24 protein-coding genes and 1 other RNA gene are annotated in these 23,992 nt (G+C 30.7%); 10 read left to right on the plus strand and 15 right to left on the minus strand.

Translation table 11 applies throughout. The features are described from left to right. Positions 1–105 precede the first annotated feature (105 nt). Positions 106–756, plus strand: coding sequence for a peroxiredoxin-like family protein (locus tag H0I32_RS01970; protein WP_179313902.1), 651 nt, complete (start codon positions 106–108; stop codon positions 754–756). 276 nt (positions 757–1,032) lie between these two features. On the opposite strand, the gene ptsP is transcribed toward H0I32_RS01970, so the two are convergent. Genes ptsP through dhaK form a run of 3 tightly spaced genes read right to left on the minus strand, consistent with a single transcriptional unit; the run spans position 1,033 to position 5,272 of the window. Beyond that, positions 1,033–3,513 carry a phosphoenolpyruvate--protein phosphotransferase gene (ptsP, locus tag H0I32_RS01975; protein WP_179313903.1) on the minus strand — a complete coding sequence of 827 codons (2,481 nt, stop codon included), beginning with the start codon at positions 3,511–3,513 and terminating at the stop codon, positions 1,033–1,035. 17 nt (positions 3,514–3,530) lie between these two features. Further along, entirely contained in the window at positions 3,531–4,166 is a 636-nt protein-coding gene (dhaL, locus tag H0I32_RS01980; RefSeq protein ID WP_179313904.1) for a dihydroxyacetone kinase subunit DhaL, read from the minus strand. A gap of 38 nt (positions 4,167–4,204) precedes the next feature. Next, positions 4,205–5,272: a dihydroxyacetone kinase subunit DhaK gene (gene dhaK / locus H0I32_RS01985; protein WP_179313905.1), complete on the minus strand. Its 1,068-nt coding sequence runs from the start codon at positions 5,270–5,272 to the stop codon at positions 4,205–4,207. Between the two features lie 220 nt (positions 5,273–5,492). Here dhaK and H0I32_RS01990 point away from each other — a divergent pair, with 220 nt between their 5' ends. From H0I32_RS01990 to H0I32_RS02000, 3 genes are all read left to right on the plus strand, one after another. After that, positions 5,493–6,581 (plus strand): heparan-alpha-glucosaminide N-acetyltransferase domain-containing protein, encoded by a 1,089-nt coding sequence (locus H0I32_RS01990; RefSeq protein ID WP_179313906.1) that lies wholly within the window; start codon positions 5,493–5,495, stop codon positions 6,579–6,581. 35 nt (positions 6,582–6,616) lie between these two features. Continuing rightward, positions 6,617–7,063: a hypothetical protein gene (locus H0I32_RS01995; protein ID WP_179313907.1), complete on the plus strand. Its 447-nt coding sequence runs from the start codon at positions 6,617–6,619 to the stop codon at positions 7,061–7,063. A 137-nt stretch (positions 7,064–7,200) separates the two neighbouring features. Then, positions 7,201–7,674, plus strand: coding sequence for a nuclear transport factor 2 family protein (locus H0I32_RS02000; RefSeq protein ID WP_179313908.1), 474 nt, complete (start codon positions 7,201–7,203; stop codon positions 7,672–7,674). 55 nt (positions 7,675–7,729) lie between these two features. Here H0I32_RS02000 and H0I32_RS02005 read toward each other — a convergent pair whose 3' ends face one another. The 7 genes from H0I32_RS02005 to H0I32_RS02035 all read right to left on the minus strand — a co-directional run bounded on the left by H0I32_RS02005 (position 7,730) and on the right by H0I32_RS02035 (position 13,626). Then, a complete protein-coding gene (locus H0I32_RS02005) occupies positions 7,730–8,284 on the minus strand; it encodes a 1-acyl-sn-glycerol-3-phosphate acyltransferase (protein WP_179313909.1) in 555 nt (184 codons plus the stop codon). A gap of 60 nt (positions 8,285–8,344) precedes the next feature. Beyond that, entirely contained in the window at positions 8,345–9,427 is a 1,083-nt protein-coding gene (locus tag H0I32_RS02010) for an iron-containing alcohol dehydrogenase family protein (RefSeq protein ID WP_179313910.1), read from the minus strand. A 41-nt stretch (positions 9,428–9,468) separates the two neighbouring features. Continuing rightward, the gene (locus tag H0I32_RS02015; RefSeq protein ID WP_179313911.1) at positions 9,469–10,092 is read right to left on the minus strand and encodes a CatA-like O-acetyltransferase; all 624 of its coding nucleotides are present in this window, start codon (positions 10,090–10,092) and stop codon (positions 9,469–9,471) included. A 3-nt stretch (positions 10,093–10,095) separates the two neighbouring features. Next, complete coding sequence (locus H0I32_RS02020; RefSeq protein WP_179313912.1) at positions 10,096–10,800, minus strand: HAD family hydrolase; 705 nt, start codon at positions 10,798–10,800, stop codon at positions 10,096–10,098. After that, on the minus strand, positions 10,791–11,519 hold the full coding sequence (kdsB, locus tag H0I32_RS02025; protein WP_179313913.1) for a 3-deoxy-manno-octulosonate cytidylyltransferase: 729 nt from the start codon (positions 11,517–11,519) through the stop codon (positions 10,791–10,793). Before kdsB ends, H0I32_RS02020 begins: the two co-directional genes overlap by 10 nt. Before the next feature lie 62 nt (positions 11,520–11,581). After that, positions 11,582–12,142, minus strand: coding sequence for a DUF4126 domain-containing protein (locus H0I32_RS02030; RefSeq protein WP_179314082.1), 561 nt, complete (start codon positions 12,140–12,142; stop codon positions 11,582–11,584). A 44-nt stretch (positions 12,143–12,186) separates the two neighbouring features. After that, a complete protein-coding gene (locus H0I32_RS02035; protein WP_173586975.1) occupies positions 12,187–13,626 on the minus strand; it encodes an ATP-dependent RecD-like DNA helicase in 1,440 nt (479 codons plus the stop codon). Between the two features lie 153 nt (positions 13,627–13,779). On the opposite strand from H0I32_RS02035, the gene H0I32_RS02040 reads away from it, so the two are divergent. From H0I32_RS02040 to H0I32_RS02050, 3 genes are read left to right on the plus strand one after another with little or no spacing between them, the layout of a single operon-like run. Beyond that, positions 13,780–14,505 (plus strand): hypothetical protein, encoded by a 726-nt coding sequence (locus H0I32_RS02040; protein WP_179313914.1) that lies wholly within the window; start codon positions 13,780–13,782, stop codon positions 14,503–14,505. Positions 14,506–14,507: 2 nt separating this feature from the next. Then, positions 14,508–15,323 (plus strand): DUF3822 family protein, encoded by an 816-nt coding sequence (locus H0I32_RS02045; RefSeq protein ID WP_179313915.1) that lies wholly within the window; start codon positions 14,508–14,510, stop codon positions 15,321–15,323. Next, positions 15,314–15,856, plus strand: coding sequence for an RsmD family RNA methyltransferase (locus tag H0I32_RS02050; RefSeq protein ID WP_173586972.1), 543 nt, complete (start codon positions 15,314–15,316; stop codon positions 15,854–15,856). The genes H0I32_RS02045 and H0I32_RS02050 overlap by 10 nt, the downstream gene beginning before the upstream one ends. Positions 15,857–15,907: 51 nt before the next feature. On the opposite strand, the gene rnpB is transcribed toward H0I32_RS02050, so the two are convergent. After that, an RNA gene (gene rnpB, locus H0I32_RS02055) (RNase P RNA component class A) lies at positions 15,908–16,244 on the minus strand. Between the two features lie 149 nt (positions 16,245–16,393). Between rnpB and dnaX the strand changes: the two genes are divergently transcribed. The 3 genes from dnaX to H0I32_RS02070 are packed head-to-tail and all read left to right on the plus strand — an operon-like array spanning position 16,394 to position 19,288. Then, positions 16,394–18,115, plus strand: a complete 1,722-nt coding sequence (gene dnaX, locus H0I32_RS02060; RefSeq protein WP_179313916.1) for a DNA polymerase III subunit gamma/tau — start codon at positions 16,394–16,396, stop codon at positions 18,113–18,115. A 4-nt stretch (positions 18,116–18,119) separates the two neighbouring features. After that, positions 18,120–18,704, plus strand: a complete 585-nt coding sequence (locus H0I32_RS02065; RefSeq protein WP_173586970.1) for a hypothetical protein — start codon at positions 18,120–18,122, stop codon at positions 18,702–18,704. A gap of 2 nt (positions 18,705–18,706) precedes the next feature. Then, entirely contained in the window at positions 18,707–19,288 is a 582-nt protein-coding gene (locus H0I32_RS02070) for a tRNA-(ms[2]io[6]A)-hydroxylase (RefSeq protein WP_173586969.1), read from the plus strand. A gap of 89 nt (positions 19,289–19,377) precedes the next feature. Here the strand turns inward: H0I32_RS02070 and H0I32_RS02075 are convergent, their stop codons facing one another. From H0I32_RS02075 to H0I32_RS02090, 4 genes are all read right to left on the minus strand, one after another. Beyond that, on the minus strand, positions 19,378–19,908 hold the full coding sequence (locus H0I32_RS02075; protein ID WP_173586968.1) for a porin family protein: 531 nt from the start codon (positions 19,906–19,908) through the stop codon (positions 19,378–19,380). A gap of 106 nt (positions 19,909–20,014) precedes the next feature. Further along, positions 20,015–20,920 (minus strand): Ppx/GppA phosphatase family protein, encoded by a 906-nt coding sequence (locus H0I32_RS02080; protein ID WP_173586967.1) that lies wholly within the window; start codon positions 20,918–20,920, stop codon positions 20,015–20,017. Between the two features lie 4 nt (positions 20,921–20,924). Continuing rightward, a complete protein-coding gene (gene ppk1, locus H0I32_RS02085) occupies positions 20,925–22,979 on the minus strand; it encodes a polyphosphate kinase 1 (protein WP_173586966.1) in 2,055 nt (684 codons plus the stop codon). Further along, on the minus strand, positions 22,979–23,464 hold the full coding sequence (locus H0I32_RS02090; protein WP_179313917.1) for a SixA phosphatase family protein: 486 nt from the start codon (positions 23,462–23,464) through the stop codon (positions 22,979–22,981). Before H0I32_RS02090 ends, ppk1 begins: the two co-directional genes overlap by 1 nt. Between the last annotated feature and the right edge of the window lie 528 nt (positions 23,465–23,992).

Genomic DNA, 23,992 nt, shown 5'->3' on the forward strand with positions numbered 1-23,992 from the left:
TAAGCTTAGACTGCTATTGTTTTTTTTTGATTTAATCAGGCTATTCTTTATTAAAAATAAAGCTTAACTAAAAACTTTAAGACACAACATAACTAAAGGAAAAGAATGAAAAAACTAAGAGAACAAACTGATGCTAAAATTGAAATGGGAAGAAAAAACAATCCTAACTTCATGAAAGGTGTTGATGATATTATTACTAAAGCAAAAGAATTTCAACAAGGCAAAAACGCCATTAAAATCGGAGAAAAAGCTACTGATTTCAAGCTTCCCAATCCTCAAGGAAATTTAATTTCATTATCTAATCTTATTGACAAAGGCCCAGTTGTTGTTACATTTTATCGTGGTAGCTGGTGTCCATATTGTAACTTACAACTTAGAGCACTTCAAGCAAAACTAAGTAAAATTAAAGCATTAGGAGCCACATTGGTTGCTATTAGCCCAGAAACACCAGATGGCACATTGACAAATGATGAAATAAGTAAAATGGAGTTTATTGTATTATCTGACCAAAATGCTAAAGTAGCCTCTCAATATGGTGTTGCTTGGGAAGTTCCAGAATTTTTAATGGAACATATGCGAGTAGATCGTAATCTTGATTTAAAAAAGATCAATAACGGAAATGATACTATATTACCGATTCCGGCAACTTTTATATTAGGAAGTGACGGAATAGTAAAATGGAGCTATGTTAATGTAGATTACAGAACACGCTCTGAACCTGATGAAATTATTAAGGCCTTAGAGAACTTATCTTAGAAGCTTATTGTTTCTCAAAAAATCACATCATATAAAAATAATTAAACGTCATTAAAATTATTTTTATATGATGTGAAACATTTTTTTGGGAATTATAGATAAAAAAGGTTGTTCTAATTTTTAAATATCTAAAACAGTCATACTAATTTTAATATCTACACAAAGTAAACAGCAAAAAAATCATTCAATTTCTTATTTAAATTAGTTGTAAAACTTAAAAGTTAATCCTCTAACAAGTCAATTATATTCTATTTGACTATTTTAAATCCTCACAAATTATATATGGATCATCTTTTCTACTTCGTTTAAAGTATTACAAGCTATAATATCCTTAAATATTTTATTATTATTTGAAACATCCATAACTCTTATAGCTTCTTTAACCCTTGGAATTACAGGACCTGACACACTAAATTTACGTAAACCTAATGCACTTAATAAAGCTGTAGCTTTAGGATTACTAGCTAACTCACCACATAAACTAACATCTATTTGTTCTTTATTTGCTGTAGCTATTATTTTTAATAATGCATTTAAGACTGCTGGATGTAAAGCACTGTAGTGTTTGGATAAAAAAGTACTCTCTCTATCCATTGCTAAAAGGTATTGCGTTAAGTCATTGGTACCAATGCTTAAAAAATCTAGGTGTTTAGCTAACTGAGGTAAAATAAAAATTACCGAAGGAACCTCAACCATTATACCTATTTTCATTTCTTTAGAGTAAGCAATATGCTCTGCGTCTAATTCTTTTCTAACTTCTGCTAGTATTTCTTTAGCCTCAATAACTTCTTCTAACATACCAACCATTGGAAACATAACACGTATGTTATAATCTGCTGATATTCTATATAAAGCTCTAAGTTGTGCTTTAAAAATAACTTTATTTTTTAGACAGTAACGAATACCTCTTAAACCAAGAAATGGATTTGTTTCTTCTGGAATACCTAAATACGGAATAGGTTTGTCTCCTCCAACATCTAAAGTTCTAATGGTTATAGGCAACCCTTGCATATTCTCGCAAACCTGCTTATAAATCTCATATTGCTCCTCCTCTTTTGGTGGTATTTCTCTATTCATATATAGAAACTCAGTTCTATATAATCCTATACCATCTGCACCATTAGCAAATGCTTTTTCTGCTTCTTTTGGACTACTTATATTTGCTAAAATTTGAAATTCTATACCATCACTACTTAATGCAGGAAGCTTAGCTTTTGATAAACTTTCTTTAAATAGATCTTCCTCAACCTTCTTCTCTTCTCGTAGTGCTTTAATTTTTTCAGGATGATTTTTTTCTAAATAAATGATTCCATTAGTGCCATCAACTCCAATAATATCTCCATTATTAATACCATCTATTCTATTTTCTAAACCTGTTATAGATGGTATACCTAATGATCTTGCCAAAATAGTAGCATGTGATGTTTCTCCTCCTTTTTGAGAAATTATACCTAGCACGTTATCAATATCTAAACTTAAGGTTTGCGCTGGTCCGATTTCATTTACAACTAATATGGAAGGTTCACTGAGCGTAATTTCCATTTCCTGAGAACCCGAAATTTCAGCAATTACTTTATTCCTTATCTCTACAATATCGGAAGCACGCTCTCTTAGATATTGATCCGACATGTTTTTATACATATCTTCTAAATTGGTAAAGACTTTAAACCAAGCATAAGATGCACTAAAATGATTCTCTGTTATTAATTTTTCTACTTCTTTTAATTTTTCATTATCATTTAATAATAACAAATGAAAATTGAAAATTTCAGCATTCTCTTTACCATGTAAACGTAAAGTTTTCTCCTTTATAGCTTCCGTTTCCGAAATTATATTTTTTATAGCCTTTTGAAATTTACTAATCTCATCTAAGCTATTTTCTACAATCTCTTCATCTACAGAAATAGATGTATTTAAAAACACTTTTGCTTTACCTATAGCAACTCCCTTAGAAGCAGAAATTCCTTGAATGCAATCGTCATTAGAAGCACTAACTTTTAAAGTTTTTTTAGTTTCTTCCTTCTTAAAAACATCTTCTTTTGTATCTCCAAAATTGTCAAATTCAAATTGTTTTAATGCTTTTTCAAACTCTAAAAACTCATCTCCTTTAACTTTAAAAACAAGAATATCTCCTTTTTTCGCGCCAAGTGTCCCTACTTGACTAATGCTCGTTGCAGAAACAAATGGTTTATTATTAACACTTACGCTTACCTCATTATTAAACTTATTGGTGATTTCTACAAGTCTAACCGCTGGTCTAGCATGAAGCCCCAGTTTATTTGGGACCGTTATGCTAATTTCTTTACCATTAGTAAGTATTGGTGTCTCTAATTCCGTTTCTACTTCCTGAGGACCTATTAAGCTTTGCTTTCCCTGGAGACCTCTCCTAGCTTCTTTAACCACAGCTTCTAAATTAGCACCAACCATAGATTGTGCTGCTGCAGCAATAGCACCTTCAACTAAAGGAGCTTCACAAAGCAGTACTCTTTTCATAATTTCTTCTGGAAGCATTTCTGTTGCCAACTCGGCATTCATTACGGCGCTACCAATATCCATTAAAACAAGAATACCATCTTCAGAATCTACAAGTTCAATCGCTTCCATAATTTTAAAAGCATCTGTTCCTATAGGACTAGATTCGTCATCAAGACCACCAGCAGCAGCAATCTTAACCTTATTTTGAGACATTTGTTCGGCTAATTCTTTAACACCTTCTGCTAATTTTTTACTATGTGATACAATAACAATACTTACCATATTTGTTTTTAGAAACTTTAATTGATGCTTTCCTTTAATGCTTTAACAATAAAATAGCTTGAGGTTGCTCCAGGATCTTGATGCCCTACACTACGCTCTCCTAAATAACTAGCGCGTCCTTTAGTGGCAAGCATATCAATTGTTGATTTCATCCCTTTTTCTGCAGCCGCCAACATATTTGTTAGTGCATCATTAATCGTTAAATTCTGTTCTGCTGATGTTATTAAAGTTGTTACCACAGGTTCTAAAACATCTATCATCGTTTTTTCTCCTGTAGCTGCTCTACCTCTAGACTTTATTCCTTTTAAACCATTTTCGAAGCTAGACTTTAAATCTTCTAACGTTAATTCATTTTTATCCTTTAACACCATACTAGCCTGTAAGAAAAAAGTTCCATAAAGTGGACCTGATGCTCCTCCAATACTCGAGATTAAAGTCATTCCTGTATTTTTTAGTAATACAGAAGCATCTTTACTCTGCTTTAATTCTTCTATTTTCCCTATAACTTTCTGAAATCCTCTCTCCATATTAAAACCATGATCGGCATCTCCAATTGCAGAGTCTAGTTCTGTTAAATATGTTTTATTTTCCTGCATATATGCTGCAGTTTTCTCTAACCAAGTGATTAGTTGTGTTAGTTTTATTGTTTCCATTCTGCTATTAATTTGTCAATATTATTTCTAAAATGTTTTTAAGCCCAATGTAATGCTGGTGTATCTACAGCTGCATCCCAAAACTTAAGTATTTCTTCGTCTGCACGTACAAGTGTAATAGAACATCCTTGCATATCTAATGCTGTAATGTAAGAACCAACAAGGTTCCTAGACAGTTCTACATTTTTTGCTTTACAAATTTCATCTAGTTTACGGTAAACACAATACAGTTCAGATAAAGGTGTACCTCCTAACCCATTTACTAAAGCTATCATTTTATCTCCTGAAGCAAAAGCTTTACTTACAAGTTCCTTATCTTCCCAATCATTTGTTGTAAAATTCCAACCTCTTAATAATCTAGAGTAATCTTTATCTTCAAAAATTGCTTCTGTTAAAATTGTTGTAATCTCATCAGCTGTTGTAATTGGTATTCTTCTTCTACCTGGTTCTCCGTGGATACCAACTCCTATTTCTATTTCATCTTCTGCGATATCAAAATTTGGTTTTCCTGCAGCTGGTACAATACAAGAAGTAAGTGCCATCCCCATAGATCGTCCTCTTGAGTTTACTTTTTTAGCTAACTCTGCACATTGTTCTAAATTATAACCTGCTTCTGCAGCAGCACCAACAATCTTTTCCATAATTACTGTTGTACCAACACCACGTCTTCCTGCTGTATAAAGACTATCTTTTACCGCTACATCATCATCAATTAAAATATTTTGTGTTTTAATTCCTTCTCCATTTAGCATTTCTGCAGCCATTTCAAAATTCATAACATCTCCTGTATAATTTTTCACAAGAAATAACACACCACCACCATTTTCTACTTTTTTAGCACATTCGTACATTTGATCTGGCGTAGGCGACGTAAAAACTTCTCCTGGGCAAGCTGCATCTAACATACCAACACCTACAAAGCCAGCATGCATAGGTTCATGACCACTACCTCCTCCTGAAATAATAGCAACTTTTCCTTTTTTAGTTTCTTTAGTACGCCAAACATATTTGGGCTCTAAATTTATTTGAATATTTGCATGTGCAGCTGCCATACCTTCCATTTGTTCGGTAATTACATCTTCTACTTTATTGATAAGTTTTTTCATGATAAGTAAATATTTTGTTGTTGATTTATTAGTTCTTTATTTGTAAGTAAAAACGCTATTTTTTTACATCTACTAAGGTAACATTTTATAATTTTATTACTCTTAAAAACCTTATAATAAATCTGTGTTTTCATATCATCTCATATCTTATTTAATTTTGAAACACAAAAAATTTTAATTTCAACACAAAAAACTACCTTTACACTCCAAAAACTAATTTTTGAGTACCAATCGACTATACTTTATTGATGCTGTAAGAGCATTTGCTATCCTAATGATGTTACAAGGTCACTTCATAGATACGCTTTTAGAAACGACCTACAGAGATCATAGCTATACAGCATATAGAATTTGGGAGTATTTTAGAGGAATTACAGCTCCTACTTTTTTCACTATTTCTGGTCTTATCTTTTCTTTTTTATTAATTAAAGCGAAACAAAAAGGAAAAATTAAAGAGCGCATTCACAAAGGGCTAAGTAGAGGTTTGATGCTTATTGGCATAGGCTATTTATTACGAGCTCCTATTTTTGAATGGTTTTTAGGGATATTCAACGATTACTTCCTTGTTGTTGATGTCTTACAATGTATTGGATTATCTTTAATTTTAATTGTATTTATCTATAAGCTAGTCTTGAAAAAAACATTACTATTCTCTATCACAATGTTTGTTTTAGGCTTCTCTATTTTTATAACAGAACCGCTTTATAGAACCTTAGAATTACCTGGAGTCCCTTTATTTATTTCAAACTATTTTATTAAAGCAAATGGTTCTGTGTTTAATATTATTCCTTGGTTTGGCTATGTTGCTTTTGGAGCCTTTATTTCAACTTTATTTTATAAATACGTAGAACATCCTAAATTTAAAACAGCTATTGTATCTAGTTTTTTTATTGTAGGCATCCTCTTAATTCATCTATCGTCTGATTTATTTCTGCTTATTGATTCAATTTTTAATATCCCTTTATTTACAGAAATTGCTATCTACAATTATTTATTTATTAGGCTAGGAAATGTCTTAGTTATATTCTCTATATTTTATTTAGCTGAAAACTATGTTAAACAACCGCTAGTTCTACGAATTGGTCAAAAGACATTATCAATTTATGTAATTCACTTTATCATCATCTATGGTAGTTTTACAGGACTTGGCTTAAACACAATTATTGGGCGAACATTAGATCCTTTACAAGCTATTATAGGAGCCATAATTTTTCTTGCTGTTGTCTGCTTCATTTCCTTTTACTATGCTAAAACAAATGCTTTTTTGTATTTTAACATACAGAAACTAATGGACCGAATAAATAAATAGTCTGATAAAATCATTTTTAAATAAAAAACGCAATTTTGAAAACATACCTATCAATTATTTTGCTCTTAATTTTTTTCTCTTGTAACCGCCTTGCTGACAAAACCAAAGAAGGTATTAACAGAGGTGGAGAAGTTGTTGGAGAAACTGCTACAGAATTTTTTGATGGTATTTCTAAAGGAGTAGATAATACTTTAGATTGTAAAATTGAGCTCTCTGAAAGCCTAAAAAATAAAGGCTTAAAAACCGGAACTTATAGCATAGATAGCCAATCTAATAACAAGAAAAACAAACTTACTTTATATCTTATTTTTCAGGAAAATTTTAAAGACAATGTAACTGCCAAAGTATATAATAAATCTGGATTTGAAATTGGTAGAGCTACAACAGTTATTATTGGAGCACAAAGAAGCGCTAGTTATTTTGATTTTATATTTGACGAACGTACAGATATAGGTTTTAGAAATAAAATTATTATTGAATAAAAAAGGTCATCTTATATTTAGACGACCATTTCCTTTTCATAGCAATTAGATCCCATTCGATAAGAGAATTAGAAATAACAACACTATACCTACGTATATTTATAATAGCTGGTTTTATAATTAATTATCATTATTTCATGAAAAACATCTTAGAAACATTTTATACTGCTTTAAATAATTGTGATGGTCCAACAATGGCTTCTTGCTACCATGACGATGTAGTATTTAAAGATCCTACTTTTGGTATTTTAGAAGGAGAACGTGCCAAAGCAATGTGGTTAATGTTATGTGGATCACAAAATGGAGATAACTTTAGTATTGAATTTTCAAAAATAGAAACTACAGAAAATAACGGTTCTGCACACTGGGAAGCTAAATACGTTTTTAGCAAAACAGGACGAAAAGTTCATAATAAAGTTGATGCCTCATTTGAATTTAAAGATGGGTTAATCATAAAGCATACGGATGAATTTAACTTACACAAATGGGCAAAACAAGCTATGGGAATTAAGGGACTTTTATTTGGAGGAATGAAATTCTTTAAAAACAAAGTTCAGGTTCAGACAAATTCTGCCTTAGATGCTTATATCGTAAAGAAAAAAGCTGTCTAATTAGACAGCTTTTTATTGTTTGGCTCAAAATAAGCTAATATTTAATCTCGTTATATTAATCGTAACTATATTCCTTAACTTTTCCTTCTACACCTTTAAAAAAGGTTTTCATGGCTTTAAAATCCGCATCAATATCATCGGTTGGATAAAAAGGTTCTGAAATCTTATTTTGCTTATTCTTAAAATCCATAGTAAACATAATAATGGGCACATTTGCTTTTTTAGCAATGTAATAGAATCCTGTTTTCCACTCTTTAACTTTTTTTCTTGTTCCTTCTGGCGCTAATGTTAGTCTAAACTCATCTGTTGACTCAAATAATTTCGCTATTGCATCTACCTTATTCTGCCCAGAAGTTCTATCTAGTGATCGTCCACCAACAGCTCTGAAATAATAGCCTAAAGGCCAAACAAATAATTCTTTCTTACCAACAAAATTAGTTTTAACATCTGCTATTTTTCTAAGTAGTACACCAATATAGAAATCGTGCCAACTGGTATGCGGCACCGCAATTATAATAGATTTTTTTACGGTATCTTTTGAAAAGCTAGTATTACCTACTACTTTCCACCCTAATAATTTGAAGTATATAAATTTTGCTAACCAGCGCATCTAGAACTATGTATTAAATTAATTTATTAAGCCCTAATTAAGGGTAATACTTTTTAAGAATTACATCTTTTTATACAGATCTAGTAGTTTTTGTCTTGTTATAATTGTTTTCCAATTTTTTCCAATTGCATTTTCCCAAAGAGGCTCTAAACTTAAAGCAACATCAATCATTTTATCAAATTGATCTTGACTTAAATCAGCACAAATACCTTGAGGTAATTGAATATTATGTTTGGCTTTCATCTGCTTAAAGATAGCAACACCTTCAGGGTAATAATCTTCTAAATGATCAAAAACAATACAGTTACCTACACCGTGCTTAATCCCTAAAAGGTAACCTAAACCATAACTCATTGCATGTGCAACACCTACTTGAGAGTAAGCAATACTCATACCTCCGTGCCAAGATGCCATCATTAACTTATCTTGTGCTTCTTCTTTACTAAGCGTATCTTCTAAAAAGATCTCTTTACATAATTCTAATGCTTTTTCACCATAACTTTGACTAAATGCATTTAAGTAAGTACCGGTTAAAGACTCTATACAATGTATATAACAGTCCATCCCTGTAAAAAACCATTGATCTTTTGGTACATCTTTCGTTAATTCTGGGTCTAAAATAACCTGATCAAAAGGTGTATAATCACTATTTATCCCTAATTTCCTTACAGGCCCTGTTAAAATCGTTGTTCTAGAAACTTCAGCTCCTGTTCCTGATAGTGTAGGAATACCAACATGGTATATTGAAGGTTGCTTAATTAAATCCCAACCTTGATAATCTTTAGATTCTCCCTTGTTGGTAAGCATTAAAGACACCGCTTTTGAAGTATCTAAAACAATACCTCCACCAATACCAATAATTCCCGATGGTAATTCACTGTGCTCTAAAATAACATCTTCAACCAATTGATCTATTTGATCTGTAGAAGGCTCATGTAAAGTTGGCACATACACTATTTTATCTTTATAGGATAGTGTTATTCTAGAAGTTAGCCAATGATTGCCTTTAAAAACATCATCAACATAAAATATAAATGGTGCATTTTGTCCTTTTCGTTTTGTTGCTAGAATTTCATCAAGTTGATTAAAACTTCCTCGCCCAAAGACAACGCTGGACACCATTGGATAATTTTTGAATTTCATTTACTTTATATCTTTAACAAAAATAATAACTTAGTTTCTATTTATTGACAATTTAAATGAAATTGTAACCTTTCATTAAAAAGTCCAACATGGTAGCCATCTACCAATGCATGGTTAACACTGATAGCTACTTGTATTTCTTTTTTTGAGCTTAAATTTTTCATTTTACTAAAGGCTAATTTAGGTATGGAATCTTTATCTCCCTTAAACGGTTCTTTATGTCCAGTGAAATCTATCCATGGCAAAGATGAACAGTGCACACAATCCATAGAGTTCACGGTTGAAAACAAACCATTTGTATTAAATACTCTTTCTTTCTCTTTTAAAAAATTAGCTTGAAACTTAAAAATATCTTCTTCATAATTAACAAACGAAAATCCAAATGTTTTATTAGGCCTTAATATTGTTGGAGCCGCATGAATTGTATCAAATACAACAATATCATTAGCCTCATTTATTCTATATCTAAAATTTTCAACTTCGTTTATAGCTTTCATGGTTGCATGTAAATATGTAACAAAAAAAGACACATTATTAACCTTTGAAAACTGATAAGCTTTAGTTACGTCTACCTTAAAACTGACACTAAAAAAAGGATCTACAAATGTGTTAAAAAACTCAAAATGAGAACGTCTATTCCAGGTATGCTTATTGATTATTTTCAAATCTTAATTAAATAAATCTAAAATTTCAGTTAACTTCTCAACGGTTGTATACTCTGAACCATTAGCTTCTTTTTTTGTAACTTTTTCATGTTGCCATGTGGTATGAAACGGCATATGAATTGCCTGTGCTCCTACTTTTACTAATGGTAAAACATCTGATTTTAATGAATTCCCTATCATTAAAAATGATTTGGGTTCTATATCTAAACGTTTTAATAATTGTCTGTAATTGGTATCGTGTTTTTCACTTAACACCTCAATATGGTGGAAATGTTTTAAGAGTCCAGATTTCTCTAACTTTCGTTCTTGATCTAATAAATCTCCTTTTGTAACCACGATTAACTTGTAATCTTTAGAAAGCTCAATAAGAACTTCTTCTACACCTTCAAGTAATTCAATAGGCTTATTAATCATACTTTTTCCTATCTCTAAAATTTTGCCAATAATGTCGTTAGAAACCGTATTATTAGATAATTCTAGAGCTAATTCAATCATAGAAAGTATAAAACCTTTTACACCGTAACCGTAAGTTGGTAGGTTTTTAATTTCAATTTTAAAAAGTTCTTGATCTATTTTATTGGGTGTTTCAAAATGAGATAACAGGGCACCAACTTCCTCTTCAGCTTCTCTAAAATAGGTTTCATTAACCCAAAGCGTATCATCGGCATCGAAACCTATAACTTTTATGTTTTTATAATCTACTTCCACAAACGCTTTGCTTTTTCCAAATCTTCTGGTGTATCAATTTCTACACCTTGAATCTCGGTTTCAACCATTTTAATGCGTTTACCATATTCTAAATAACGTATACATTCAATTTTTTCTGAAGCCTCAAGAAACTTCATAGGTAAAACAGTAAAATCTAATAAAGCTTCTTTTCTAAAAGCATAAATTCCTTTATGTTTAAAATAACGTGCTCCTACTTCTTTATCTCTAGGATATGGAATTGGACTACGTGAAAAATATAAAGCAAAATTCTCTTGATCTACAATTACCTTTACGGAGTTAGGATTATTAATTTCGTCCCAATCTTTTATTTCTACCATTAAAGAAGCTAAATCAATTTCCTTCTTTTCATCGTCTCTAAAAACATCGAGTACTTTAGCTAAGCTTTCGCCTTCCGTAAAAGGTTCATCACCTTGTACATTAACTACAATATCACAATCTACATCTGCTACAGCTTCTGCTATTCTATCACTGCCGGACTCATGCTCTGTTTTACTCATAATAGCTTTCCCTCCGTTATTTACAATCTCATCATAAATAATATCACTATCTGTAACGACATAGACTTCATTAAATAATTTAGTGGCTACGGTAGCTTCATAAGTTCTAAGGATAACAGATTTTCCAGCTAAGTTTTGCATTAATTTACCTGGAAAACGCGACGCACTATAACGTGCAGGAATCATGGATATAATTTTCATCTATGTAATTTGTGTCATGAAAGTATTCAACTTCAAAAGTAAGATTTTAAAGCTAATATCATTCAATTTCTCCGTATCTTTTTATAGAGTCTATGAACGATATAAAATAAAAAGACAACTAAAATAATCGCTAAAATTGGTAAAAAGATTGACACAATAGACATTACGACGGAGGATCCTGTTTCTAGGGTTGAAACAATAGGATTACCAAAACCAGCTGTCGATACGGTAGAACCCAATCGTGTAGCACTTGCAGAACTTTTTACGGCAGCAGCAGTTCCTCCACCGGCAATAATAGCTAAAGCCCAAGTTATTACAGGACTTAAATCTGCAACTGTAGAAACCATAATTGCTGTCCCCGCAACTGTAGCTAAGGGAATAGCAATGGTATCTAATAAATTATCTACTACAGGTATATAATAAGCCACAATTTCTACTATAGTCGCAATTCCGAGTATGATTACAGCAGTTGTACTACCAATCCACATCCAAGATTCATTTAACTCCCAAATATTAAAATAGGCGGCTAAACTCAAAGCAAATAAAGGTAAAAACACTCTAAAACCTACTGAAGCCGAAAGTCCGATACCCAAAAAGATACTTAAAATTGTTTCTATCATGATTTCTTATTTTTATAATCAGCTCATAAATGCAAAAAGAGATGTTTCTAATACTCTTCTTTTTCTACAAACATTTCATCCTTAAAACCAATTAAATAAAGTTTTCCTTTTGCTCTTGTAATTGCGGTATACAACCAACGAATATAATCTCTATCCATTCCATTTGGTAAATACGGTTGTTCTACAAAAATGGTATTCCACTGCCCACCTTGTGATTTATGACAGGTTATAGCATATGAAAACTTAACCTGTAAAGCATTAAAAAACTTATTATTCTTTACGCCTAAGAAGCGTTTATATTTTGTTTCATCTTCATAATCCTTTGAAACTTCTTGATATAACCTATTAGATTCCTCATAACTTAATGAAGCACTTTCAACTTCAATAGTATCTAAAATCAATACGGTTTCAAAAGGTTTCATATTAGGGTAATCTACCATTCTTATTTTTACTTCAGCAAATCGAAACCCATATAATTCTTTGATACTGAATATCTCAAGAACTTCAATAATATCACCATTGGCAATAAACCCTGCTTCCGTATTTGGTTTAATCCAAAAATAGTTGTTCTTAACAACCATTAAATAATCGCCCGAAGAAAGCTCTGTTTCATTAAATAAAATACGCTGGCGAATTTGCTGGTTGTACATATTTGCACGTTTGTTACTTCTAACAATAATGGCGGTTTCTTCGTAACCATCTTCACTATAAGCATCATTAATGGCGTCCATGATTTCGTAACCATCAATTAAACGCACACTATCTGTGAAACCATTTAAGTCAAATTTAAAACTTTCGTAGAAATTAGAATCTAAAACAGCCCTTAATTCTGTTGCATTACTCAAAATACCAGAACCTTGCTCTTGTCTTACCACTTCGTCTAGCTCAAGACCTATAACATCCTTATTATAATTTAAACTAAGTTTATTTTCATCTAATGCAGGACTTAAATCAGATTTTACAGGTGGTAACTGTGCTTTATCACCTATTAAAAGTAATTTACAGTTTTGACCAGAATATACATAAGACATTAAATCATCTAGTAACGAATTACTATCAAATGATTGTGAATCTGAAGGCGTATCTGGAATCATTGAAGCTTCATCTACAATAAAAATAGTATTAACATGTTTATTAGGTTGAATGACAAAATTGACACCTCCACCTTTATCTTTTTTAGGAAAATATATTTTTTTATGAATGGTAAATGCCTCTTTCTTAGAATAGTTAGAAATCACCTTGGCAGCCCGACCTGTTGGTGCTAATAATACAGCACTTTTTTTAGCTTGCCATAGATTAGAAACCACAGTACCAATTATACTTGTTTTACCTGTACCGGCATAACCTTTTAATAAATATATAGAGCTTTTATTAGTATCAAAAATAAACTGAGACAATTGCATTAACACCATATCTTGCTTAGATGTTGGCGTAAATGGGAATTTAGATTTTAATAACGAATAGAATGCTGAAGCATTAGAAATCATAGAGAATAAATATATATAGCAAGGTAATATTATTCTCTATTTTTTAAGCTCAAAATCAATTAAGTTCAAAATTATTATTTTTTTTTTTTTAGATAGTTTTTAGCACCAAAAAAAAATTGTAGATTTGCGATAGACCTAATAAATAAAACTAGTATGAAAGTAATTATAGCAATTGTAGTTATTATAATTTTAACCGTAGGAATTGTATGGTTAATTGACAAATTTGTTCCTAAGAAAATAAAACCCGTATTAAACATATTATTATGGTGTTTAATTATTTTTCTAGGTTATATCACCTACATGTCTGTTTACAGAGAAATTGCATTTAACCAATTGAAAGAAAAGCGTTTTGCTGTAGTTATTGATCGTCTTATTGATATTAGAGATTCTGAATTAGCATATAAAGATGTTAAAGGAACTTACACTAATAACTTTGATACTTTAATTAAATTTGTTGAAACTGGTAAAGTTCCAATTACACAAAGACGTGATACTTTAGTACTAGATGAAGAGCGTACTGCTGCATTTGGAGGTGTTGAAACAATGAAGACACTTACTCTTATTGACACTTTAAGTTACTACTCTGTTAAAGATTCTTTATTTAAAGGAAGTGATCGTTACAAAAAAATGATGAATGTTGGTGTAGGTAAAGAAGGTGCTAAATTTATATTAAAAGCAGGTAAAATTGATGAATTCCCTGTTTTTGAAGCAAGTGTAGAAAAATCGGTTATCTTAGATGGTCAAGAATCATACTTAATAGAAAAAGAAAATCAAGTAATATCTGTAGATGGTGTTAACGGAACTTCTTTAAAAGTAGGTTCTATGGATGAAGTATTCACTAAAGGAAATTGGCCAAAAAGTTACACAAATAAAGAATAAGTTTGAAAATAAATAATATTAAAGAGCTGTCCATTCAAATTAATTTGAATGGGCTTTCTTTTTGTATACTAAACAAAACTCAAAATACTATTGAGTTTCTCAAAATGATTCCGTTTGAGCAAAAACAGACTCCAGACGAGGTTCTCTGTCATTTAAAAACAGAACTAAGTAGTAACATTGTTTTTTCAGACGACTTCAATGCTGTATATGTTATACATCAAAATGAATTATCTACATTAGTTCCTGAAGAATTATACGACGCTAGCCATAAAGCCGATTATTTAAAATTTAATTCAAAAATATTACGAAACGATTTTATTACAGAAGACGAAATTCCTTTTAATAAAAGCGTAAATGTTTATGTACCTTACGTAAATATCAATAATTATATTTTTGACACCTTTGGAGAATTTGAATACAAACATTCATCAAGCATACTAATAGATTCTATTTTACAAAATGTAAAAGCTGAAGAAACACCGATAGTTTTCATTAACATTAATAAAACTACAGTTGAATTACTTGTTGTAGAAAACAATAAAATTCAACTCTTTAATGTTTTTGAATATCATAGTAAAGAAGATTTTCTTTATTATATCTTATTTGTTTTTGAACAATTAAAACTAGATACAGAGACAACACCTATTGAATTATCTGGTAATATAGAATTAGAAGATGAACTTTATAACTTACTATATAACTATGTAAGATATGTTAACTTCATTAATAAAGAGTATCCGTTTTCAATAGCAGACAGCATAGACAAAAACAACTTATATCAATATTTTTTAATTTTAAATTCCTTTGAATGCGAATAATTTCTGGATTATTTAAAGGCAGACGTATATCGGCTCCTAAAAAATTACCTGTAAGACCAACTACAGATATGGCGAAAGAAGCCTTATTTAATATTCTAAATAATCAATATTATTTTGATGACATTTCTGTTTTAGATCTTTTCTCTGGTACTGGTAATATTAGTTACGAGTTTGCTTCAAGAGGTACAGAAACAGTCACAGCTGTTGATGCTCATTTTGGTTGTATTAAATTTATTAACGAAACTGCAGAAGATTTTGAAATGAATATCACCACTATAAAAAGTGATGTCTTTAAGTTTCTTGAAAAATCGAAACTAAAGCATACCATTATATTTGCAGATCCTCCTTATGATTTTGATGTTGAAGCTTTTTCTAAGATTCCAGAATTAGTGTTCAAAAATGAATTACTAGAAGACGAGGGTATATTAGTTGTAGAACATTCTAAACATACCGACATAAGTCATTTAGAAAATTATGCTTATTCAAAAAGTTACGGTGGTAATATGTTCAGTTTTTTTGAATATAAATCTTAACCTTTATAACATATAAAAAACAAAGCTTCATGTAAAAACATGAAGCTTGTTTGTTTAAGTAAATCTATAAGCCGAATTCTGTACTTTTTCTTTTTAAGAAATAAATTTCAAAATAAAAAAAAGCCCTTATCATTTATCTACGCTTACTGTTACCAGCAAACTTTAGCTGCCCACCCTCTAACAATCGCGCGTGTACGCTCAAACGTTAGTATACATGACATTGCACCACATAGAGTTTACCTGGTTTCACTACAGCATTACCTGTACATACTTTCTGCTGCACTTTTCCTCACCTTTCGATGGATGGCTGTTAGCCACTATGATTGCACTATGGTGTTCGGACTTTCCTACCCTAAATAAATTTAGAATCGATAAGGCGATCTACTAGCCTGCAAAAATACATAAATTGTTAATAACTCATATTAAATTTCACGACTTATAAAGACCATTTAATTCCTTATTCTTAAATTTGTAATTCAGTATTCAAAAATAATTAATCTCACAGCACCGAAAGGTGTAAAATAAGTTCAGTAAGCATTGGAACACTTTGTAGTATCGGCTCGTAAATACAGACCACAAACCTTTAAGGATGTTGTAGGCCAACAAGCTATTACTAATACTTTACTGAATGCTATTGAAAACAATCACTTAGCACAAGCTTTATTATTTACAGGACCAAGAGGAGTTGGTAAAACAACATGTGCTCGTATTTTGTCTAAAATGATAAATAGTGATGGCAATACAAGTGAAGATGAAGATTTTGCTTTTAATATATTTGAACTCGATGCCGCCTCTAATAACTCTGTAGATGATATTAGAAGCTTAACCGACCAAGTTCGTATTCCTCCACAAGTAGGAAAATATAAAGTTTATATTATTGATGAGGTACACATGTTGTCTCAAGCAGCTTTTAATGCTTTTTTAAAGACATTAGAAGAGCCACCAAAGCATTGTATTTTTATTTTAGCAACAACTGAAAAGCATAAAATCATTCCAACAATATTATCACGTTGTCAGATTTTTGATTTTAAACGTATTACGGTTTCTGACGCTAAAGAATATCTTAAATATATAGCAAAAGAACAAGGTATTGAAGCTGAAGATGATGCATTGCATATTATTGCTCAAAAAGCAGATGGTGCCATGCGTGATGCTTTATCTATTTTTGATCGTGTTGTAAGTTTCTCTGGTAAACATTTAACCAGACAAGCTGTTACAGAAAACTTAAACGTATTAGATTACGAAACATACTTTACAAGTACGGATTTTATTTTAGAGAATAAGATTCCTGAATTACTAGTGCAATTCAACACTATTCTTTCTAAAGGATTTGACGGGCATCATTACATTGCTGGTTTAGCTTCTCATTTTAGAGACTTAATGGTCTGCAAAAACCCAGTGACGATTCCTTTACTTGAAGTTGGAGAAGACACCAGTCTTAAATATCAGGAACAATCTCAGAAAACATCACATGAGTTTTTAATGGAAGGTATACGGCTCGCCAATGACTGCGATCTCAAATATAAGACCAGTAAAAATCAACGCTTACTCGTTGAGTTAACACTTATGCAACTTGCCTCTATCACTTTTGATGGAGAAAAAAAAAATTCTAAGCATTTCATAATTCCACCTTCGTATTTTAGAGCAAAGGGTATTACACCTATTTCTGTTTCAAAACCAAAACCTACAGAAGTAAAACATTCTGAGTCTCCAAAAACGACACCAGTAGTTTCAGCTAAAAAAAAAGAAACGGTTGCTACACCAACTCCTACACCTAAAATATCACTAGATCACCCGAGTAAACGTACTTCAGGTTTTTCTTTAAAAAGCATAAGAGAAAAAAAAGAACATCAACTACGCCAAATGGATGTGGTTATTGATGAAGATAACTTACCCAAAGAACCCGTAACACAAGAAGCCTTATCAGCAGCTTGGAAAGAGTACACGGACCAATTAGATAAAAAAGGAGAAAAAATTATGGCATCCATTTTACAAATGGATCATCCAAAATTAGAAGGTACTACAATTCATTTAACGTACTCTAATACTACAAATAAGATTGAATTAGAACGAGCAGAATCTCCTTTAATGTCTTTTATAAAGAAAAAACTGCTTAATTACGATCTTAAATTAGACATTACGGTTAATGAGGAAATTGCAAAAAAATTCGCTTACACACCTCAGGAAAAGTATGAAAAATTAAAAGAAAAAAATCCAAATATTGAGGTATTGAGACAGACATTTGGGTTAGACATTTAATACTATGAAAAACTATTTAATCTTCTTAATAATTATAGTTATTGGTTTTACAAGTTGTGAAAACAGAAAATCTAAATCTCAAGCTTTATCTGAAAGTGTAAAAGAATTTAAAAAAACCGTTAATCTAGAAACTAACGTCTTTATCCCTGATACTTATTTTGAACACGAAGTAGATACCTTAATAAGCAACGGTTACCGCGTAAAAATCAAAACCTATACAGATATGTCTAATAGCGTTTTATTCTCTAAAATAAAAGACACTATTAACTACCAAACATATTACAGAAATTTCAAATTTGATATTACCGTCTCCAAAAATGAAAAGGTAATTTACCAAGAGAATTTTAATAAAGAAAAAGTAAATAAAGCCTTTAACTATAACCCTAATTTAGTTGAGGGATCAGATTTATATAATTTTGATAAATTAGCTATTTTAAAATTTATTCAGGTTAATGATGATCCCACTTATAAAAACATGGTAGTTATAGATATTTTATATGCTATTCCTGAGTCAGATAAGTCGGCCTCTCACACTCTATTTATAAATAGTAAAGGAAAGTCAAATATTGTTCAAATTGAAGTAAAATGATTATGCTAGGACTAAAATTACCAACGGATCCAAGATGGGTTAATATTGTTGAAAAAAACATCGAAGATATTTTAATCGATCATGCCTATTGCGAGCAAAAAGCTGCGAGTACAGCTATTTCATTAATTGTAGGTTTCCCTGAATATACAGAACTCGTACAAGAAATGATAGAATTGGTCAATGAAGAAATGAGCCATTTTAAAATGGTGCATGATCTTATATTAGAAAACGGTTGGACACTTGGTAGAGATCGTAAAGACGATTATGTTATTGCTTTAATTCAATTCTTTCCTAAAGGAGGCAGTAGAACAACCCAGTTAGTACATAGACTATTGTATGCAGCATTAATAGAAGCTCGCAGTTGCGAACGTTTCAGATTACTATCGGAAGCATTAGAAGACAAAAAACTAGCTAAATTTTATAGAAAATTAATGATTAGCGAAGCCGGACATTATACAATGTTTTTAAATTTTGCTCGTAAATACGGTGATAGAGCTGAAGTTGATCAAAAATGGGAGGACTTACTAGATTTTGAAGCTGAAATAATGAAAAATTTAGGTAATAAGGAAACTATACATGGATAAAACCAATATTATAGTCTATCATTTTACAACATAAAAAAAGCCTTAACTTTAAAAGTTAAGGCTTTTTTTTTATAGTGTTTAGTAGAGTTTTAAATTTTGATACCAAAACCAAATTGTAAAACATGATTTTTAGCTTCAACACTCGTTAAGTCTTCATCTAAAATATTAGTAATTCCGTAATAATATCTAACATCTAAGAATAACTCATCAGTAATCATATATTCTGCTCCGGCAACACCAGAAAAAACGAATGTAGAAAAACTATCTTCATATTCCCAAGTCTTTAAAGCTATCTGAGGACCAAATCCAACCTTAAGATTATCTGAAAGTGAAAATCTTAATTGAATAGGTAACTTAAGATAATCTGCTCTTAATTCAGAATCCTTTCCTCCTTCTGCAGACCATTGTAACTCTGTTAATAAAGATACATTTTCTGTAATTCCAAAATCAACAAAACCAGCAAAAGCAAAACCGTTACGGTGTTGGTTTTCAAAACTAGCATCAGGGTCAAAATCTAGATTCGACACATTTAAAGCACCTCTAACTCCATAAAAAATCTCTTGAGACATTCCGAAAGAAGTCACAGACACAAATAACAAGGCAATAAAATATTTTTTCATAATTTTCAATTTGAGAGGACTAATATATATAAATAATGAGCCTCTTAATTAATTAATAGATATACAATTAAAAAAATCGGGTAAATGGAACGTTTTGTGCTAAAAATTAGACTGTAACACTAGAAACTGTTTCAAAATACATACTTTTTATTATCCCATCTGAAAGTCCAATTTTTGGAACATATATATCTTTTGCTCCACTCCATTTCATGGCTGACAAATAAATTCTTGTCGCCGGAATAATAACATCTGCTCTATCTTGATTTAAGTTTAGCTCAGTTATACGTTCTTCATAAGAATAATTTTGAAGCATTTTATAATAGCTCGTTAAATAAAAATAGGTCAATGGTTTACCTATCGCTTTTCCTGAAATTTTAAAGATTTTATTAATGTTACCACCAGAACCAATTAATTCTATTTTATCATACTGACCGGTGTTTCCTTTAATCCATCTTTCTAATTCTTGCCATGTTTCATTTTTAACAATATCATTTAAAAGTCTTACAGTTCCTATTTTAAATGATCTAGATATTTTTTTATCTCCATTATGTATCACCGAAAATTCTGTACTACCACCACCAACATCTACATAAAGATACGTTTTATCTGGGTCTATAAAAGATTGCAAATCTGTTGCAGCAATTATAGCAGCTTCTTCCTCTCCTTCAATAACATCAATACTAATACCAGATGTCTTTAATATTTTTTCAATTAATGGAGAACTGTTATTTGCTTCTCTCATTGCAGAAGTTGCACATGCTTTATAACGCACAACACCATGTGATTTTATTAATAGACTAAACGCTTTCATGGTATCTAACATTCTTTCTTGGTTATATTCTGATATTTCACCTTTTAGAAATACATCTGCTCCTAATCTAATAGGAACACGAACTAATGAATTTTTCTTAAATACTACCGGGGCGTCACCTTGTTCTATTATGTTTGATATTAATAATCGTACAGCATTAGAACCTATATCGATAGCTGCATATTTTTGTATTTTCAACATCCTCTTACACTTCTAATTTATTTAAATAATACTTATATGTTTCAAATTGAGCCCTTATTTTTGGGTTGTCGTTTCTAAGATAAGTATTATTTTGGGTTTCGTCAATTATTCTTGCTTTAACATTATCATTCCAGCAAATTTTATATAAATCTAGAAGTTCTTGCTTTATATCTTCATCGTATATAGGACAGCTAACCTCTACTCTATTATCAATATTTCTTGTCATCCAATCTGCTGAAGAAATATAAATTTTAGGGTCATTATGATTAGAAAAGATATACAATCTAGTATGTTCTAAAAATTTATCGATAATACTTATGATTTCGATATTTTCACTCATGCCTTTTACACCTGGCACTAAACAACAAATACCTCTAACTATCATCTGAATTTTTACACCTGCTCTACTCGCTTCATATAATTTATCTATCATTTTATAGCTACTAATGCTATTCAATTTTAGTTTTATATAAGCTGGTTTTCCTTTTTTAGCACATTCTATTTCTTTATCTATTAAAGAAAATATCTTAGTTTTTGTATAATGAGGTGATGCGATGATGTGCTTATATCGATTAACAATATAATTGACCTCAAAGAAATTGAATACTTTATTTACATCTTTTAAAATCTTTGCATCTGAAGTCATTAATGTAAAGTCTGTATAGATTTTAGCTGTAGACTCGTTAAAGTTACCGGTACTTATAAATCCATATCTCACTAATTTTTCATTCTCCTCACGCTCTATAACACACATTTTACTGTGCACCTTTAATCCTGGCACACCAAAAAGCATCTTTATACCTTCATCTTGCATTTGCTCAGCATAATTAATATTTGCTTCTTCATCAAAACGTGCTCTAAGCTCAATAGAAACAGTTACTTTTTTTCCATTTTTAGCAGCATTAATTAAAGAACTGGCCACATGCGATATCTGAGCTAACCTATATATAGTTATTTTTATCGTTTTTACTTTTGGATCTAAAGCAGCTTCTCTTAGAAACTTAACGATATAAGAAAAAGTATGATAAGGCGTATAAACCATATAATCTTTAGTCGCAATCGTTTTAAATATACTTTCTTCTAAACTAAGCCCTTTTACCGGAAGTGGCTTAATTTTATCGTAGAGCAAGTCTGTTCTACCTAAACTTGGAAAACTCATGTAATCTCTACGATTATGATAGCGTCCACCAGGAATAATACTTTCTTTTTCATCAATAGCCATGTGCTTTAATAGAAAATCTAAAGTGCGCTGGTCAATACTCATATCATAGATAAAACGTACAGGAGCTCCGCTTTGTCTATCTTTAACACTTTCTGAAAGCTTATCTATAAAACTCTTACTTAAATCACTATCAAAATCGAGCTCACCATCTCTTGTAATCTTTATCATGTGAGCACTTATACTATCGTATTCAAAAATATTAAAAATATCGTCTAAGCAATATCTTAGAATATCATCTACCATAATAATATAGTCAGCATCACCATCACTAGGCAAAACGACAAAACGATCCATCGCTGATGAAATTTCAATTAAAGCAACTTGATCTTTAACACCCTCTCTAGACATTTTAACTGTTAAATAAGCTGAAATATCCATGAGTTCTGGCAAAGCAATATCCTCATTTAACATTATAACAACTAAAGCCGGACTTAGCTCTTGGTAGAAATAATTTTTGATAAATTCATGTTGACTCTCGCTTATTTCTGTTTCATTTATAACATAGATATTTTCTTTCTGAAGTTCTAAATCAATCTCATCTAAAATCTCTAAACTATAGGTTTGTTGCTCAATAACAATTTGGGTTATTTCTTCTAAAAGATCACCTGCTCTGATACCACCTAATTCAGATTTACCACCTTTACCCGCTTCATAAATACGTTTTACAGTCGCATAACGTACCTTAAAAAATTCATCTAAATTATTAGAAAAAATACCTAAAAAACGTAAACGCTCAATAAGCGGCACATCTTTATCTGCTGCTTCTTGTAAAACACGTTCATTAAATTTTAACCAACTTAACTCTCTATTAATATAAATATTTTTATCTTTTGTCATTATTTTAAATCCTTTGGAATTATAATAAATTCTGTAGCCCCCTTTTTTAAATCTTTCCAATCTTCAATATCAAAATTAATTTTCACTAAACCACTTGTAGGAAGATTGTCTATTAATACATCTCCAAATATATTAGAAATTGACGTGAAAGAATGATTATGACCAAAAATCATGACCTCATTTAATTCATTTGATAACCTTTTTATATAGCGAATTACACTTTCTCCATCAAAATCATACAATTCTTCATCAACAATTGTTTGATTTTTAGTAAAATTCAAGATTTTTTCAAAAATTTCACATGTACTTAATGCTCTTTTTGCTGGACTAGACAACCAAACATCAGGTGTGCAATCTTTTAGTTTTAAGGCTTTTGCAACCAATTCAGAATCGCTCTCACCCCTCTGTTTTAATGGCCTATCATGATCTATAACATCAAATTCCCAAGATGATTTACCATGCCTAACAAGTATAATTGACTTCATAACGTATCGATTAAGTGTGTTTTTTTTTCGACAAAAGGTTACGTATATCCGTTTTGACGAGTATATTGTCACTTCAACACAAATATTTGTGTATCCTTTTAGATATAAGTTATTTTGTATTGTAAAATTAATGTAAAAGACCTCAAAACAAAAAATATATTAATAAATCCATTTTTGGTATTTAGGATAAAAAACACCAAACTCCCTCCCTCTAAAATATTATAGTTACGCAAATTAGGTCATAGATCTGTTTAAAAATGAAATGATAAATTTTAAAATTAGACACTCTAATAACCTAACAACAAAATAGCGACATATTAATTTTAATATAAATGTAATGGAATTAGAAAAAAACATTGAGCTACATAAGCAAGCTTTTAAGACTTTTAATCTTTTGTTTAAAATTTTTAAAGATCAAAAAAAACATGTATATAATCTTCACTATTTGAAAACAAATAATATAGATTCTACAGATATAAGACCTAATAAAGTTATTAACCCATCTAAACCATATACTTACTTTAATCA

This window comes from Winogradskyella sp. HaHa_3_26 (assembly GCF_019278425.1).
Classification (GTDB): domain Bacteria; phylum Bacteroidota; class Bacteroidia; order Flavobacteriales; family Flavobacteriaceae; genus Winogradskyella; species Winogradskyella undariae.